General features: G+C 33.1%; 15 protein-coding genes and 1 other RNA gene. 8 read left to right on the plus strand and 8 right to left on the minus strand.

Annotated features, from left to right (window positions below; translation table 11 throughout):
• Positions 1-138: 138 nt before the first annotated feature.
• Positions 139-717, minus strand: coding sequence for a fasciclin domain-containing protein (locus tag OD803_RS10875; RefSeq protein WP_262733421.1), 579 nt, complete (start codon positions 715-717; stop codon positions 139-141).
• A 193-nt stretch (positions 718-910) separates the two neighbouring features.
• On the opposite strand from OD803_RS10875, the gene OD803_RS10880 reads away from it, so the two are divergent.
• A complete protein-coding gene (locus OD803_RS10880) occupies positions 911-1,147 on the plus strand; it encodes a putative signal transducing protein (protein ID WP_131507050.1) in 237 nt (78 codons plus the stop codon).
• A gap of 35 nt (positions 1,148-1,182) precedes the next feature.
• Here the strand turns inward: OD803_RS10880 and OD803_RS10885 are convergent, their stop codons facing one another.
• Positions 1,183-2,811 (minus strand): ABC-F family ATP-binding cassette domain-containing protein, encoded by a 1,629-nt coding sequence (locus OD803_RS10885; RefSeq protein ID WP_129760294.1) that lies wholly within the window; start codon positions 2,809-2,811, stop codon positions 1,183-1,185.
• A gap of 185 nt (positions 2,812-2,996) precedes the next feature.
• On the opposite strand from OD803_RS10885, the gene OD803_RS10890 reads away from it, so the two are divergent.
• Positions 2,997-4,418 carry a TlpA family protein disulfide reductase gene (locus tag OD803_RS10890; RefSeq protein ID WP_129760295.1) on the plus strand — a complete coding sequence of 474 codons (1,422 nt, stop codon included), beginning with the start codon at positions 2,997-2,999 and terminating at the stop codon, positions 4,416-4,418.
• Between the two features lie 64 nt (positions 4,419-4,482).
• Here OD803_RS10890 and fsa read toward each other — a convergent pair whose 3' ends face one another.
• From fsa to ffs, 3 genes are all read right to left on the minus strand, one after another.
• Complete coding sequence (gene fsa / locus OD803_RS10895) at positions 4,483-5,136, minus strand: fructose-6-phosphate aldolase (RefSeq protein WP_129760296.1); 654 nt, start codon at positions 5,134-5,136, stop codon at positions 4,483-4,485.
• A gap of 122 nt (positions 5,137-5,258) precedes the next feature.
• Positions 5,259-6,062, minus strand: a complete 804-nt coding sequence (locus OD803_RS10900) for an SDR family oxidoreductase (protein ID WP_262733422.1) — start codon at positions 6,060-6,062, stop codon at positions 5,259-5,261.
• An 83-nt stretch (positions 6,063-6,145) separates the two neighbouring features.
• Positions 6,146-6,244: signal recognition particle sRNA small type (gene ffs / locus OD803_RS10905), an RNA gene on the minus strand.
• Between the two features lie 85 nt (positions 6,245-6,329).
• Between ffs and OD803_RS10910 the strand changes: the two genes are divergently transcribed.
• The 4 genes from OD803_RS10910 (at position 6,330) to OD803_RS10925 (ending at position 10,272) form a co-directional block, all read left to right on the plus strand.
• Positions 6,330-7,367, plus strand: coding sequence for a glutaminyl-peptide cyclotransferase (locus OD803_RS10910; RefSeq protein WP_262733423.1), 1,038 nt, complete (start codon positions 6,330-6,332; stop codon positions 7,365-7,367).
• A 1-nt stretch (position 7,368) separates the two neighbouring features.
• Positions 7,369-7,758, plus strand: coding sequence for an acyl-CoA thioesterase (locus OD803_RS10915; RefSeq protein ID WP_134199242.1), 390 nt, complete (start codon positions 7,369-7,371; stop codon positions 7,756-7,758).
• 93 nt (positions 7,759-7,851) lie between these two features.
• Positions 7,852-8,589 carry a hypothetical protein gene (locus OD803_RS10920; protein WP_262733424.1) on the plus strand — a complete coding sequence of 246 codons (738 nt, stop codon included), beginning with the start codon at positions 7,852-7,854 and terminating at the stop codon, positions 8,587-8,589.
• 120 nt (positions 8,590-8,709) lie between these two features.
• Positions 8,710-10,272: a hypothetical protein gene (locus tag OD803_RS10925; RefSeq protein WP_262733425.1), complete on the plus strand. Its 1,563-nt coding sequence runs from the start codon at positions 8,710-8,712 to the stop codon at positions 10,270-10,272.
• Between the two features lie 11 nt (positions 10,273-10,283).
• On the opposite strand, the gene OD803_RS10930 is transcribed toward OD803_RS10925, so the two are convergent.
• Both OD803_RS10930 and glyA read right to left on the minus strand, forming a co-directional pair.
• The gene (locus tag OD803_RS10930; RefSeq protein WP_262733426.1) at positions 10,284-12,008 is read right to left on the minus strand and encodes an FG-GAP-like repeat-containing protein; all 1,725 of its coding nucleotides are present in this window, start codon (positions 12,006-12,008) and stop codon (positions 10,284-10,286) included.
• Between the two features lie 9 nt (positions 12,009-12,017).
• Positions 12,018-13,289 carry a serine hydroxymethyltransferase gene (gene glyA / locus OD803_RS10935; RefSeq protein ID WP_129760303.1) on the minus strand — a complete coding sequence of 424 codons (1,272 nt, stop codon included), beginning with the start codon at positions 13,287-13,289 and terminating at the stop codon, positions 12,018-12,020.
• Between the two features lie 204 nt (positions 13,290-13,493).
• Here glyA and fahA point away from each other — a divergent pair, with 204 nt between their 5' ends.
• A complete protein-coding gene (gene fahA / locus OD803_RS10940; RefSeq protein ID WP_262733427.1) occupies positions 13,494-14,786 on the plus strand; it encodes a fumarylacetoacetase in 1,293 nt (430 codons plus the stop codon).
• 93 nt (positions 14,787-14,879) lie between these two features.
• Positions 14,880-16,055 carry a hypothetical protein gene (locus OD803_RS10945; protein ID WP_262733428.1) on the plus strand — a complete coding sequence of 392 codons (1,176 nt, stop codon included), beginning with the start codon at positions 14,880-14,882 and terminating at the stop codon, positions 16,053-16,055.
• Between the two features lie 154 nt (positions 16,056-16,209).
• Here OD803_RS10945 and OD803_RS10950 read toward each other — a convergent pair whose 3' ends face one another.
• Complete coding sequence (locus tag OD803_RS10950; RefSeq protein ID WP_262733429.1) at positions 16,210-17,997, minus strand: hypothetical protein; 1,788 nt, start codon at positions 17,995-17,997, stop codon at positions 16,210-16,212.
• Positions 17,998-18,099: the final 102 nt, after the last annotated feature.

An 18,099-nucleotide genomic window follows, 5' to 3' on the forward strand; every position in this document is an offset into this window, starting at 1 on the left:
AAAGATTAAAAATTACATTTTTATAAATAATATTATTATTGATAAAACTTATAGAAAATAAAAATTCAATAACAAACAGTAATTAAAACAAAAAAAAGGTCTCAATTGAGACCTTTATTAATGACTAATACAACTTTATTATGATTTTGGAAGAAGCACTGTATCAACAACGTGTATAACTCCATTGGATTGGTTAACATCTGCTATTGTAACTTTAGCTGAGTTACCATTTTCATCAGTAATGTAAACATCTCCTCCTTTGGCCCATGCTGTTAACCATCCACCACTTACAGTTTCTATTTTTGCTTTTCCATCTCCTTTCTTTATCATTCCCATAACGTCACTAGCACTCCATTTTCCTGCAACCACATGATATTTTAATACTGTTTGCAGTGTAGTAATATTTTCTTCCTTTAATAGGTTTTCAACTGTACCCTTTGGCAACTTACCAAAAGCATCATTTGTAGGTGCAAAAACTGTAAAAGGTCCCTCGCTCATTAACACGTCAACTAATCCTGCTACTTTTACTGCTGCAACTAGTGTAGTGTGGTCTTTAGAGTTTAGAGCATTTTCTACAATATTTTTACTTGGGTACATTGCAGCTCCACCTACCATTTTGGTATCCTCTTTCTTCATTTTGCTTTGTGCTATAGTATTTGTGCCTATAGTAAATGTTGCTAACAAAATAATTGAACTGAATAATTTAATCTTTTTCATAATACTTTAGATTTAAGTTTATAATTGTTTGGTATATAAACGAAAAAACTCATCAAGCGGTTTTAAAAAAATAAAAGTCCTCAGTAATTCATCAAACTAGTCATGCTTTGTTACCTAGTTAAATTTTTGTTTTATTTTGAAATTCTATGGTACTTTTTTTGTATCTTATAGAAAGAATTTAAAGCGAATTATTATGGAAGATGTTAATTATATAAAAGTGTTTTCAGGTAATTTTATTATTGTGCAATTGGTATTGGACAGATTACAAAGCATTGGCATTAATGCTATTATTAAAGACGAATCAGAATCTGGTAGGCTTGCTGGTTTTGGGTCATCCATTCAAGGATTTCAAGAACTCTTTGTTAACAAAGACGAATTGGACAACGCACTACCCATTGTAGAGTCAGTAAAATCTGAACTTAAAGTATAAAAAAAATCCTGATGAATTTCATCAGGATTTTAGTTTTATGATGCTGTTACAGCATACATTTTTTCTCTTTGCTCCTTTATCTTTTTATCATCCATATACTCATCAAAAGTCATATATCTATCAATAATTCCGTTAGGAGTTAGTTCTATTACTCTATTTGCAACCGTTTGAGCAAACTCGTGGTCATGTGTTGTAAACAAGACTGTTCCTTTAAAGTTTTTTAATGAGTTGTTGAATGCTGTAATACTTTCAAGATCAAGGTGATTTGTTGGTTCGTCCAACATCACAACATTAGCTCTCATCATCATCATTCTACTCAACATACAACGCACTTTTTCACCTCCAGATAATACATCTGCAGTTTTTAAGGCTTCTTCACCACTAAAAATCATTTTCCCAAGAAAACCTCTAATATAAACCTCTTCGCGTTCTTCTTCGGTAGTTGCCCATTGACGTAACCAATCTACAAGCGTAAGTTTGTTTTCAAAATACTCGCTGTTATCAAGTGGTAAATACGATTGAGAGGTTGTAACTCCCCAAGCATACTTACCAGAATCGGCTTTTTCTTTTCCGTTAATAATTTGATAAAACGCGGTAGTTGCTCTAGAGTCTTTAGAATACACTACTACCTTATCCCCTTTAGCTAAGTTGATATCTACATTTTGAAATAATACTTCACCATCAATTGAAGCTGATAGGTTTTCAACGTTTAAAATTTGATCCCCTGCTTCTCTTTCTCGTTCAAAAATAATTGCAGGATAACGTCTGCTCGATGGCTTAATTTCAGAAATATTAAGCTTATCAATCATTTTCTTTCTACTGGTAGCTTGCTTAGATTTTGCAACATTGGCAGAAAAACGTCTAATAAACTCTTCAAGCTCCTTTTTCTTTTCTTCAGCTTTTTTGTTTTGTTGTGCTCTTTGTCTTGCAGCTAATTGTGAAGACTCGTACCAAAACGTGTAGTTACCTGAGAAGTGATTGATTTTTCCAAAATCAATATCAGAAATATGTGTACATACTGCATCTAAAAAGTGACGGTCGTGAGATACAACAATAACGCAGTTGTTATAATTGGCTAGGAAATTTTCTAACCATGAAATTGTTTCATAATCCAAGTCGTTGGTAGGCTCATCCATGATAAGTACATCTGGATTTCCAAATAAGGCTTGTGCCAATAACACTCTTACTTTTTGCTTACCATCTAAATCTTTCATTAAGGTATAATGAAGGTCTTCTTTGATACCTAAGTTAGACAACATTGCTGCAGCATCGCTATCGGCATTCCAACCGTTCATTTCTTCAAACTGCACTTGCAGCTCTCCAATTTTTTCAGCGTTTTCATCAGTATAATCTGCATAAAGCGCATCTATTTCTGTTTTTAACTTAAATAATGGTTTATTTCCCATTATTACAGTTTCTAACACAGTATGCTCGTCATATAAATTGTGCTCCTGCTCTAAAACTGACATACGCTTACCTTGTTCTAGGTGAACGTGACCAGATGTAGGATCCATTTTTCCTGATAAAATCTTTAAAAAAGTAGATTTTCCTGCTCCATTAGCTCCAATAATACCATAGCAATTACCTTGATTAAATGTGGTATTTACCTCATCAAACAAAATACGCTTACCAAATTGAACCGAAAGATTAGATACTGTTAACATAGTGTCTATTTTAATTTTTTGCAAAAGTAGAAAAATGAATCCATAAAGAAGAAACTTAAAGCTGTTTTTTCAATGTATTAAAAAAGCTTGCAACTCAAGTTTTAACAGCGTATTAACAACACATATACGTTTCAAATTTTATTTTTGTGTGATATGCATATTTAGCCTACGTTATAGTAATATATATGAAGTTTTACATCATAAGTTTTTTAGCATCTGTATTGATTTTTGGATGCAAAGATATTTCAACTGAAAACAGTGATTACACCTATTTTGGCGGTGAAATTATTAACCCTAAAAATAATCACGTTACATTATACAGTCCAGAAACTGGATACGATACTTTATTTCTTGATAAGCAGAATCGTTTTTTAAAAAAGCTAGAGACTTTTAAACCTGGTTTATTTTCATTTATGCATGGAGGCGAATACCAATTGGTACTTTTAGAGCCTAGTGATAGTATTATGCTTAGACTAAACACTATAGATTTTGACGAGTCTTTAGTATTTACAGGTCTTGGTTCAAAAAAGAACAATTACCTGATTAAAACATTTTTAGAAAATGAAATTGAAATAAAAAAGCGTAATACGTTTTGCCGAATGTCGCCTGAAGAGCTTGAATCGTATTTAGACTCTACAAAAAAAATAAAGCTTGAAGAATTAAATAGTTTTTTAGACAAAAAACCTTTTTCTGACTTATTTAAGTCTATTGCTGAAGCCAATATTGACTACAATTACTATTACTATAAAGAAATTTACCCTTTTGGTTACTACGGTAATCATCAACTAGCCCATTACAAAGATTTACCTCAAGATTTTTATGATTACAGAAAAGAGATAGATTATGGACTAGACCATTTAAGTGAATACCCAACCTACAACCAATTTATGTTGGCACATTTTAATAATCTAGCGCTTACTGATTATTATGACAATGTAGCTGATTATCATGAGACTTTTGATAGACAGTCTTTGGATTACAACTTAGAAAAACTACGATTAATTGATAGCTTGGTAACTTCTGAAAAAGTAAAAAACTATCTTTTAAAAATAAACACCAGAGAATTTGTATATAACAGTACTGATACTAATGAAGCTTCTCTAGTACTAAATTCATACTTTGAAAAGACAACTAACGAAAAAGACAAGAAAGACATTGATAGGCTATTAGCGGTTTTAAATAATTTAAGACCCGGAAAAGATTTACCAAACGCTGAACTTTTAGATTTTAATGGTGAAGCTGTTATGCTAAACAATTTAATTTCTAAACCTACTGTTATTTATTTTTGGTCTTCAAACAACGATTTGATTTTTAAGAATAGTCACTACCGAACCAAACGCTTAAAAGCTAAGTTCCCTCAAGTAGAATTTATTGCTATTAACATTAACAACGACGATAAAAAACATTGGAAAAGCACACTGCAAAATTCAAAATTTCCAACTCAAAATGAGTATCAGTTTAAAGACAAAAGCACCTCAAACATTTTGGCTATCAACTCAATTTACACTGTAATTTTAGTTGATGATGACGGTAAAATAGTGACCTCTAGAGGAAGCCTCTTTAATAAAGATTTTGAAAACGAGATACAAACGCTAGTTAGCAGATAAACCCAATAAAAAAACTCCTGAATTATTCAGGAGTTTTCTTTTTCTATATAATTAAATCTAATTCTTAGTTACCCTTTTTATAATCGGCTAAAAACTTCTCTAAACCTATGTCAGTAAGTGGGTGTTTTAATAACCCTGTAATTGAACTTAAAGGACCTGTCATTACATCTGCTCCTAGTTTAGCACAATCAATTACGTGCATTGTATGACGCACAGAAGCTGCTAAAATTTCAGTATCAAACCCATAGTTATCATAAATTTGACGAATTTCAGCAATAAGGTTTAATCCATCAGTTGAAATATCATCTAAACGTCCAATAAATGGTGACACATACGTTGCTCCTGCTTTTGCAGCTAATAAAGCTTGTCCTGGAGAAAACACTAAAGTTACGTTGGTTTTTATACCTCTATCACTAAAGTATTTACATGCTTTTACACCATCTTTAATCATAGGTAATTTAATAACTATTTGATCGTGTAATTCAGCGAGTGCTTCACCTTCTCTAACCATACCTTCAAAATCGGTAGAAATAACCTCTGCACTTACATCACCATCTACAATGTTGCAGATATCAACATAATGTTTTAAAATGTTGTTTGTTCCTGTAATACCTTCTTTAGCCATTAGAGATGGGTTTGTTGTTACACCATCTAAAATACCCATATCCTGAGCTTCTTTGATTTGATCTAGGTTAGCTGTATCAATAAAAAATTTCATGTATTTAATTTATTTGTTGTGTTATTTAAGTTGCAAAATTACAATTTATATGCAGGTTTTAATTAGAAATATTATGAAATAATATTAACAATCTATGGCAGTAAAAACGAAATGGATTACTATTACAGCTTATAATGTTTCATCAGCATTTTTTCATACACCTTGTCAGGTAAAATGCGCTTTAAAACAATAGAAAACTTTTGCATAAACTCACCTACCTTATAGTGCGCTTTTGGACTTTTAGTATTTATCACTTTATAAACTGCTTTTGCCATTAACAATGGGTCTTTTCCACTATCAACATGCGCATCCATTAGTTTTAACGTGTTCCCATAAGGTGTTTTATAAGGCGACTGTTCTTGTACTGGAGCATGGTAACGACCAGCAGCAATATTAGTAGCAAAATCTCCTGGAGCAATATTGGTCATTTCAACATTAAAATCTTTAATCTCCATTCTAAAGGCTTCGGTAATTAATTCCAAAGCACCTTTACTTGCACTATAAACGCCTCTGTATGGCAATCCCATGTATCCAGCAATAGAGGTAATATTGATAATTAGTCCACTTTTTTGCTTACGCATTTGTGGCAATACCGCTTTTATTACATTGATAGGTCCAAAAAAATTAGTTTCAAAATTACGTTTTATCTCGTCGTCTGGAATTTCTTCAATAGGTCCAGTAATTCCAGCTCCTGCATTATTAACCAAGACATCTAGTCGACCTTCTTTGTCTATAATAGTTTGAACAGCTTTGGTAATAGTTTGGGTATTTGAAACATCTAAAGCTAAAAGGTTTAACTTGCTTTCAGAATATCGCTCAGGGTTTCTACTGGTTCCATAAACAACAAATCCTTTTTCTAAAAGAAACTCTCCAATAGATTTCCCTATACCTGAAGAACCTCCTGTGATTAAAACAACTTTAGACATAAACTATAATTAATACTGTAAAATTAACAATGTAATATTCATTCAGAAGAAAAAGTGAAAAAGATTTGAGTTTTGGGTACAAAAAAAGGCAAGCTACCTACATCACACCGCTACGACCGCGTACCTTTGCTGCGTTCCCGCCCTGGAGGATTAAACAGGAGCTGGTTGTGTAGGACTTGCCGACTGCAAAGATACAACCTTTTAATACTTTTGCAATAGTTTTTTAAACTGAATTTTATTAAATAAATTGCTTCAAAATTTATAGGCATGAACAACAGCTTTAAACTATTATCAATCACACTTTTAGCCTTATCTCTATTTGCTTGCGGAAGTAGTACCGAAACTAAAAAACATAACTTTTCGCTTCAAACTAATGCTAAAAACAACGTTATAACCTTAGGTGAAACCTTAAATCTTTCTATAAAGAACCCAAAAAATGAAACTATAACTGCTGTGTCTTATAAAATTAACGACAAACAGGTTTCTGAATCTTTTGCAACAAACGATTTAAAATTAGGTGTTCAAACGCTAACAGCAACTATTAGCTATGACAATACCACTGCTGATGTGTCTACAAAAATTACTGTTTTAAATAATACCAAGCCTAAGATTTACACTTATAAGATTGTAAACACCTATCCTCACGACATTACATCTTACACACAAGGTCTTGAGTTTTACAATGGTGAATTGTATGAAAGCACAGGACAATATCGAGAATCTAAACTGAGAAAAGTAGATTATAAAACTGCCGAAGTTTTAAAGAACATCAACTTACAGAGCCAATATTTTGGAGAAGGTTTAACCGTTTTAAACGATAAAATCTATCAATTAACATGGAGAGAAAACACAGGCTTTGTTTATGACGTCAACAGTTTTGAGAAGTTGAGTAGTTTCACCTACGGAAAAAGCAACGAAGGTTGGGGACTTTGTAATGACGGTACTCGTATTTTTAAAAGTGATGGTACAGAGAATATCTGGTTGCTAAACCCTGAAACTCTTGCCGAAGAAGAAACCATACAAGTGTATAGAGAAAAAGGAAAAGTTGTTGGCTTAAACGAATTGGAATGGGTTAACGGAAAAATATACTCTAACCTATATCAATTTAATGGTGTAGCTATTATCAATCCAAAAAATGGTGCTATGGAAGCGGTTATCGACTTTTCACCTTTACGCAAACTAGTTACACAACATCAAGGTCTAGACGTACTTAATGGTATTGCCTATAATCCTGATACCAATACTTTATTTGTAACAGGAAAACGTTGGGATAAACTTTTTGAGGTTGAAATTATAGAGCAATAGCATGCAAACTTTTGAAACCCAAATTACTGTTTCCAATCAGCATCTAGATATGCTCAACCATGTAAACAATGTACAGTATGTACAATGGGTTCAAGATATAGCTGAACAACATTGGAACGCGAGAGCAACACCAGAAATCCTTGATACGTTTTATTGGGTAATGTTAAGCCATCACATACGCTATAAAGGTGAAGCAATTTTAAACGATGTGATTACTCTTAAAACATTTGTAACCAAAGCCGAAGGTGCTAAATCTACTAGAGTTGTAGAAATCTACAACCAGCAAACCAATAAATTACTGACTACCTCAGAAACTGAATGGTGCTTAATGTCTAAAACAACACATCGACCAACACGCATTACTCCAGAAATTGCGACACTCTTTAGTTAAAAATTGCCTAAAACCGTTGTTAAAGTTTCTTAATCCTGAATTAGCTATGCAGTTATTTCTCTTTATTTGAAATAACCAACTAAGCTATTACAATTGAAATCATTATCAATCACTCTCTTTCTTTTAGTCTCATTGTCTTTAAATGCGCAACAACTAAAAGGTATTGTTTACGACGCTGAAGCTACAGTAAAAAGCGCAAAAATTATCAATAGTACACAACACATACTTTCCTATACTAATGACGAAGGTGTTTTTAATATCAGTGCTCAACCCAATGACACTTTAGTGTTTAGTTCACTTTTTCATCATGAAAAAACAATTATTGTAACCACTGAACATTTTAAAGAAGATACTGTTATAGAACTTAAAAAAATCACTAACGAACTCGATGAAGTTGAAATTTTAAAAGCCAAAGAGAAAAAATTCGATTCTATAGTATATATCGAAGAGTTTAGTACACAAATCAACAACGACTATAAAGAAAGACCTTATTTATACCAACCACCTCCTAGTGGTAATATGGATTTTGTTGCCATTGCAAAGCTAATTGGCAAACTCTTTAAAAAGAAAAACAAAGCTCCAGAAATAGTTTATGCAGAAACTGAAGATTTTATTCATCTGTTTGAAACACATTCGTTTTTTAACTCACGAATGCTCACCAAAGAGCTAAAGATACCTAATGAATATCATCAACTGTTCTTTGACTTTTGTAGTGCTAAAAACATCAACAAAGCATTAATTGATACCAACCAAGAACTTCCGCTTTTAGATAGACTAAACACCTTGAGTAAAGAATTTAATTTGATGCTAAAAGAACAACAGCAAGATTAAAGCATTAACTACAAAGTCTTTTATCCTCAAAAAATGAACAAATAATTTTTCGTCTTTATAATAAAAATATGACTCCAAAAGTTATATTTTTGGCATATTGCTACAGATAAAGACATTAACATGAAAAAAATTCTATACTTCGTATTCACACTTTTTGTTCTCGTATTTTGGAGTTCTTGTCGTGAGGATTTCGATTTTTCTCCAAGTACTGGTAACCTTGAGTTCTCTAAAGACACTGTATATCTAGACACTGTGTTTACTAATATTGGCTCAAGTACTTACAACCTTAAAGTGTATAACCGAAGTAATGATGATATTGTAATTCCAACGCTTAGACTTGGACAAGGCGAAGCTTCTAATTACCGTTTAAATGTCGATGGAATGGCAGGAAAGGAATTTCAAAACATTGAGTTATTGGCAAAAGATAGCATGTACGTGTTCATTGAAACCACAATAGATATTGAAGCGCTTGCAGCTAGTGACAATCAGTTTTTATATACTGATGTCATTGAATTCGATTCTGGTAGTAATTATCAAAAAGTGGACTTGGTAACCTTAGTTAAAGATGCAGTATTTATTTACCCAAGCAAAGATGCTAATGGTGTTATTGAAACATTGGCTTTTGATGTAGATGGTGATGGTACACCAGACCAGACCGAAATTCAAGGTCGCTTTTTAGAAAATGACGAGCTCACTTTCACCAACGAAAAACCTTATGTTATTTATGGTTATGCTGCTGTAAACGAAGGTGAAACCCTTACAATGGAAGCTGGAGCAAGAGTCCATTTTCATGCTAATTCTGGGCTTTTAATTACTAATACTGCGTCATTACAAATTAATGGTGCATTAAGTACTGACCAAGATATTTTAGAAAACGAAGTCATTATACAAGGAGACCGTTTAGAACCACTTTATGAAGACATTCCTGGACAATGGGGAACCATTTGGCTATATAGTGGTAGTACAAACAACAGTATTGATTTTGCGACTATTAAAAATGCAACTGTAGGTGTTTTAACCGAAGGCAACCAAAACGATCCTAACAAATTAAACATCACTAACTCTAAAATTTACAACTCTAGTAACTTTGGTATTTTGGCTAGAGCTAGTGCTATAACAGGAGAAAATCTTGTGATTAACAACTCTGGTCAGTCGTCATTTGCTGGAACTTTTGGAGGAACTTACAATTTTACACACTGTACCATTGCCAACTATTGGGATAGTAGTTTTAGACAATTTCCATCAGTGTTTTTAAACAACTATTTGTTAGATGAAAACGAAAATGCTACGCCTAATGTGTTAGACGCTAATTTTAATAACTGTATCATTTACGGAAATGACAATCCTGAGATTATTTTAGATGAAAATGATGGAGCCGATTTTGGTTTTAAATTCACCAATTGCTTGATACGATTCCAAGATAACAACAATAACTTTCCTGGTGACAACTATAATTTAAACAATAGTGAGCTTTATGATAATTGCATCTTCAATAGTGATCCTGATTTTAAACTTCCTTTTGAAAACGATTTAAGAATTGGTGAAGATTCTGGAGCAAATAACTTAGGCAATGACTTATACGACTTTTTTGCTGCCCAAGTGCCTGTTGATATTTTAAACACTAACAGAACCACAAGTCCTGATTTAGGAGCGTATCAGCATATTATATTTGAAGAAGATTAATGCAATAAAACTTATTGCAATACTACTTTTTTAACAACTTTACGTCCACCTTGCTCTAAGGTAACAAAATACATTCCTTTAGCTTGTGCTTTAAGGTTGATAGTATGATTTACAGAAGTTAATGTCATTTCGTCTATTAAGCGTCCAGCAACATCATACACTACAGTTTTTGTAGGTTGGGTTACATTAAACACTTGTATGGTTCCTGTAGTAGGATTTGGTGTTAAATGAAAATTAGCTTGAGAAAACTCGTTAGTAGACAAGGTTTCACCTTCAACTAATGTTAGGGTTTGGTTTGGATTTACATTGTAATACATGTCTTCCACTCCACTCAACCAATTTACCTTTATATAATCTATAGTGGTTGCTGTTCCTAATCCAAAAAACTCACTAGCAGAATTCTGACTTAAAAACCCTTCTCCACATAAAGTATACCTATACATCACTTGTCCGTTAGCCATAATTTCAATCCACGAACCAATTCCGTTTTTATTACTAATAACACCTTCGAGCTTTACTTTTAACCAGTTATTAGTACCACCTGAGTTTTGCCATAAGGTATGGTTATCTGGCGATTCGTTCATTACAATAAAATCAGGATAACCATTATTATCAACATCACCAATGGCATTGGCAAAGCTTCGGTAGTTATCATTTGCAAATCCAGCATTAGAAGGAATTTGAAATATATAACCAGAAACACTCTCATAGAATGCAGAAGTTAACACACCAATATTTGGATTGTTAATCATTCCTGATACATACATATCTAAATCCATATCATTATCAGCATCCAAAAAAATTGCTCCCCAGCCTATACTGTGAAACAAGGTTCCTGTGTAGTTTGCCATATCTGTAAAGGTACCATCTCCATTATTCTTAAGTAAAAAGTTACCTTCGGAAGTATTGGTTACATATATATCTAACCAACCATCGTAGTTATAATCGCCAATAGTTGTAGACATAGCATTAGCGATAATATTAGTTCCTGTTGCAGCACTAGTATCAGTAAAGGTACCATCTCCATTGTTGTGGTACATTATATTAGGATTGTTCATTCGGTCATTTGAAATGTAAATATCTAAATAACCATCTTTATCATAATCAAAAAAGGCAGAACAAAACGATAAATGCCCAACTGTACTAATTCCTGCAGCTACCGAAACATCAGTAAACGTACCATCTCCATTATTATGGTATAACTGATTAGGAATAATGCCATCATCATCTTTATTGGATATAAAAACATCCAAAAAGCCATCATTGTCATAGTCGCCAAAGGAAGCACCATAAGAAATCAATGCTGCATTTGAAAAACCTGCAGAAGCAGTAACATCGGTAAAATTGAAGTCACCATCATTTTGAAACAGCTTATTGTTTGCATCTAATCTGGCTACAAACAAATCGTTATCACCATCATTATCATAATCAACCCAAATAACTTGTTTGGAGTGACCATTGATATTAATATTAAAGGTTTCTTCTACAAAAGTGCCGTTATTGTTTTTAAAAAACCGAACAGGATCAACATCTTTAGTTCCAAAAGTTAAATCATCCCAACCATCGTTATCGTAATCAAAAAAGCTTACGCCTCCAAGTCGTACAGTTGAGCCTCCCGAAATATTAATTCCGAGTGCATTGGCTTGTTCTTCAAAAAAAATTTGTGAATGTACAGGTTGAACTACTAAAACAATAGCACAAATGAAAAATACTAATATGTTTCTGTTCAACTTCATTTCATAAATTTAAGAAAATAATGGTCGGTCTTGCATTAACGCGTTAACTTTTTCTCCAACAGCCTCTAAAGTACTTTCGTTATCATGATTTTTGATAACCTCATCAATCAATTCAACAATATACTCCATATCAGTTTCTTTTAATCCTCTGGTAGTAATTGCAGCAGTACCAACACGTATTCCTGAAGTTACAAAAGGCGACTTATCATCAAAAGGCACCATGTTTTTGTTAACGGTTATTTCGGCTTTTACCAAGGCTTGTTCAGCATCTTTACCAGAAACGTCTTTATTTCTAAGGTCAATAAGCATCATGTGATTATCGGTTCCACCTGAAATAATATGGTAATCTCTATCAACAAACGCTTTTGCCATAGCTGCTGCGTTTTTCTTTACTTGGAGTATGTAATGCATAAACTCGTCAGTTAAAGCTTCACCAAAAGCAATTGCTTTAGCAGCAATAATATGCTCTAATGGTCCACCTTGATTTCCTGGGAATACTGCCGAATCAAACAACGACGACATTTTACGTAGGTTACCATTTTTCAATTTTAAACCAAACGGATTGTCAAAATCTTCACCCATTAAAATCATTCCTCCTCTTGGTCCTCTTAAAGTTTTATGAGTAGTTGTTGTCACCACATGGCAATGAGGTATTGGGTCGTTAAGAATACCTTTAGCAATCAAACCTGCAGGATGCGATATATCTGCCATAAGAATTGCGCCAACGCTATCAGCTATAGCTCTAAAACGCTTAAAGTCGATATCTCTAGAATATGCCGAAGCTCCTGCTATAATAAGCTGTGGTTGTTCTTTAGTAGCTATGTCTTGTATTTTATCATAGTTTAATACTCCTGTCTCCTCTTCTACACCATAAAATACAGGATTGTACAACTTACCAGAAAAGTTTACTGGCGAACCATGAGTTAAATGTCCTCCATGAGACAAATCAAAACCTAATATTTTATCTCCTGGTTTTAAGCACGCAGCAAAAACCGCTGTATTTGCTTGACTTCCTGAGTGTGGTTGCACATTAGCATAAGCAGCACCAAATAAGGTTTTAGCTCTGTCAATAGCAATTTGCTCAACAACATCAACCACTTCGCAACCACCATAATAACGCTTTCCTGGATACCCTTCAGCATATTTATTGGTTAATACTGAGCCAGCAGCTTCCATAACCTGCTCACTAACAAAATTCTCTGAAGCAATAAGCTCCAAACCATGTAGTTGTCTTTCTTTTTCCTCTTGTATTAGGTCAAATATCTCTTGATCGCGTTGCATAATATTGGGTTTGATTAAAAAATTTATCAAAAATAATAAATACAATCTGTTAAATACACCAAAACCTATATATTTACTATTGTATTTTCAACAATTTATCAACTATATAAAACCAACCTACTTTTTATGGTTTTTATTCAAAAAGATTAAAAAATTTATGTAGGTTTGAATAGATTTTATAAAACTTATAATTAACAATAGCCTATGCCATTATCTGCAAATAATCCTGATAGAACTTCGTGGTTGCACGTTGGAAAGAATTCTGATTTTCCTATCCAAAACATCCCTTTTGGCGTTTTCCTTACTAGAGACGATATCATTACTATTGGTACTCGTATTGGAGACACTGCCATTGACTTGGGAGCATTGCACCAACTAGGTTACTTTGATGGTATTCCGTTAACAGATGATATTTTTCTTCAAGATACTTTAAACGATTTTATTGCTGATGGAAGAAAAACCTGGAGAGCTGTAAGAAATAGAATTGCCCAAATTTTTGACAGCAACAACACCACTTTAAAAAACAACAAAAAACATAAGGAAATTGTACTCTTTCGTTTAGACGAAATTGAAATGCAATTACCTGTTCAAATTGGTGACTATACCGATTTTTACTCGAGCATTGAGCATGCTACCAATGTAGGAACCATGTTTCGCGATCCAGAAAACGCTTTAATGCCTAACTGGTTGCACATTCCTGTTGGGTATCATGGTAGAAGTTCTTCTATCATCCCTTCTGGTATTCCTGTGCATCGTCCACAAGGGCAAACCTTACCTGCAGGTAGTGATACTCCTGTGTTTGGACCTTCTAAGTTGGTAGACTTTGAGCTAGAAATGGCTTTTATTACTACTGATGCTAACGACCTTGGAGAACCTATCCCAATTGAAGAAGCTGAAGAATACATCTTTGGTTTGGTATTGTTTAACGATTGGTCTGCACGCGATATCCAAAAATGGGAATACGTGCCACTTGGTCCTTTTTTAGCTAAAAACTTTGCATCATCCATTTCACCATGGATTGTAACATTAGATGCGCTTGAACCTTACAGAGTAGAAAGCCCTAAGGCTTTAAAACCACAATTACCTTACTTACAGTACAAAGGTAAAAAGAGCTACGACATCAATTTAGAAGTTTCTATAAAACCTAAAACCGCTAAAGAAACCATAGTAAGCAAATCCAACTTTAAATACATGTACTGGAATATGGTACAACAGTTGGCACACCACACTATTAACGGTTGTCCTGTAAACTCTGGTGATATGATGGGAAGTGGTACCATTTCTGGTCCTACTCCTGACTCTTATGGCTCTATGCTTGAATTGACATGGAGAGGTGAAAAACCATTAAAAATGAAAGATGGTAGCGAACGAAAATTCATTAATGATTACGATACGGTTATCATGAGAGGGTATTGCGAAAAAGATGGTACTCGCATTGGCTTTGGAGAAGTCTCCACGCAATTGCTGCCTGTTTTCAAACCCAAAAAAGTTAAATAATCAACCAACTAATTTTAAGTCCCTCAGCAATGAGGGTTCTTTTTTGGCATCAAAATTGAAAACACTTTTCTATAACCCTAAAATTACAGACTTATGAGAAGATTACTACTCCTTTCGGTATTACTTTCAGTATTAGTTTCCTGTAGTGGAAGAAAACAAGTTGAAAAAGCCATAAATACTGGTAATTACAACCAAGCGATTTATGATGCCTTAAAAAAGCTTGAAACCAATAAAAATAGTAAACGTAAACAAGATTATGCGCTTATGCTTCAAGACGCTTACTACAAAGCCAATGAGCGCGATTTAAACAACATAAAGCATCTTAAAAAGGATAACAACCCAGAGCTGTACACTAACATTTATGAGTTGTACCTTGCGCTTAATGCTCGTCAGGAAGCAGTAAAACCTGTACTGCCTTTGGTAGTTGATGGTAAAACCATAAACTTTAAGTTTAATGATTATACTAACGATATTATTGAAGCTAGAGAGTTTGCGTCAGACTATTTATATGAAAAAGGCTTAGCGCTTTTAGAAACCGAAGACAAATACAACATTCGTGAAGCGTACAGTATCTATCAATATATTGAAAAGATTAACCCAAACTATGAAGATACCAGAGCTTTAATGCAAGAAGCACACGAACGTGGAATTCATTATGTAATTGTAACCATACAAAACCAAACCAATCAGGTAATTCCTAAACGTTTGGAAAATGAGTTACTCAATTTTGACACTTACGGTTTAGACCAATTTTGGACTGCTTACCATGCTAATCCAAGTAACGAGATTGACTATGACTTTGCAATGCAATTACAGTTAAAGCGTATTAACATTACTCCTGAAAAAATTACTGAGCGTCAATTACTACGTGAAAAGCAAATTGTAGATGGTTGGAAATACCAGCTTGATAGCAATGGTAATGTGATGAAGGATAGCCTTGGTAACGATATTAAAGTAGATAAAATTGTGACTGTAAAGGCGAGACTGTTTGAGGTATTGCAACGTAAAAGCTCACAGGTGGTTGCCAATGTGGTGTATACCGATTTAAAAAACAACACTACGTTAGATGCGTTTCCTATTGATAGTGGCTTTGTGTTTGAAAACCTGTTTGCCACTTTTAGAGGCGACAAACGTGCCTTAACACGCGAAGACCTAGACCTAGTAAACAACCGTAGAGTGCCATTTCCTAGTAACGAACAAATGGTGTACGATACTGGTGAAGACCTTAAACTACAGCTAAAAAACATTATTAGCGATTTTAATAACTAAATAAAAAAACTCCCAATATGGGAGTTTTTTTGTGTTTCACTTAACGTGCTTCAGTAACTAATATAGCAAGAACAAACCGAATAGAAAATCTGCGAGGACTTTCGTAAGTAAGCGAATACTAGCAATGAATTATACACGATGTTGGGCATTGACTCTATTCCATTCCTAATAATGCTTCTTTAAAATTGTCGAGAGTTAATTCCTCATCTTGGTGTTTATCTAGTAAGTCATTATGATAATCTAATATGGTAGAAATTTCTAATACAGCTTGTTCTATAGTCGAAATTCTACTTTCACTTGCTAAATCAATCATTCTCTTTAGAAATATATCTAAATAGTTATGTAAATGTTCAATTAATATTGGTGTAAAAGTAGGGTATGAACCAGAATGAATTATTAAACTTCTAGTTCTATAAATTCTGCGTAAATGCCAATTTATTTTCGTAGAATGCTTTGTCAAGACTTTTTTAATATTCTTTGGTGAATTAAAAGATTCATGAATACTATAAAGTCTGTTTTTAAGTAACGGAAAGTCGTCAAGTTTTTTATAAATTTCCAATCTTAATTCTTTATTTTCTTCAAGTGTAACTAATGCAGCTACAGAGATTATTTTGTTCGATTCTTCATAACCTTTTGTTTTTTCAAGAATTTCTTTTGTAAAATCATAATCCCAACTTTTCAAATCTTGATATATTTCAGCGAACTGTTTTTCAATATAATTAATCTGCAAAAAAGGAACTAATTGTTCACAAATCTGAACTATTCTATCCTTATTTGATTCAGATGATTTGGGTATTAAAGTTTCCAAAGCAGCCCATAAATCCAACATTTGATTTTCAATTGCTGAAGCAGTTAACGCCGCACTGTGCAAATCAATGCTTCTAGAAAACCTATAAGTTGATTCACTACTAAATTGAAGTTTTGAAAGAACTTTTTCTACTGATTTAGCAGCTTTATCAGGATATTCATCATGTTTAGTTTTAAGAATAGATTTTACTGGTTTATCAATTACGAGAACATAATTTGTATCAGTTCTTGAAACTACACAGATATCATTCAATTTAGGCTTTTCTTTATGATGGAAAAAATTAAAAAGGTTAGTAGCTTGACCTAAAAACTTCTCAACATTTTCTCTCGCAGAATGATGGTCTAAGCCATTAACTTTTGAACAAATGATGAAAGATTCGTTTGATTTTCTACTCGCTTTAAATGATAAATCTCCTGGGATATTTGAAAAGCAATTATATGTCTTAGTGACAACAATATCATATTTATTTAAAGTATCCTTAAATTCTCTAAACATGATACTTCCAATAAACACTACAGTATAATCTGCTACCTCGAAGTTAAATAGGTCAAAAAAACTTTGTAAATCATCAATTTTAGAAATTTCTTGCCCTTTATTCGTGTCAAAGAAAAAGTGATAATTTTGATAATCAATATGGTTTGGATGATAGCCATAGTTAATTAATTCAGTAATGTAAGAACTAGTTAAATTTCTGATTTTCTCTTTCTCTTTACCTTCTTTTACTAAATCAACTAATGATAACTTTACTTGTTCTAAATATTTTCTGTCATTAAAATGATTAAGAATAAACTTTATTATATTCTCAAGTTCATTTAGTTTAATTTCATTTGGCTTTATTCTACTTGCATAAAAGTTGAATTTTTTACCTAATATCTCTTTAGCTGCAATGTCTTTTTCTAAACTCCATTTTAATTCTTCAAGTACCGATTGTAAGTTTTTTTTAGGCATATAACCATCTCTAACTTCCTGAATTGTACTTAGACATTCAATGCAAAGTAACTTACAATTAAGCGCCATAGGTTTATAAGAATCCAAAGTGTATTCGAATAACATTTCATCAATTGCTTGTGCTAAAAATAATAACCCTTCAAGGTCAGAAATATTCTTCCAATGTGATGATGATGTTTTTCTCATAGTTCTTTTTCAGCTTGTGCCCAATAATAAAGATATCGTTTATTCTATAATCAATACCCAAAACACAGCAAGATACCAACTCCCAAAACACCACACAATACG

Origin of the sequence: Gaetbulibacter sp. NE (assembly GCF_025548475.1) — a bacterium.
Lineage (GTDB): Bacteria > Bacteroidota > Bacteroidia > Flavobacteriales > Flavobacteriaceae > Gaetbulibacter_B > Gaetbulibacter_B jejuensis.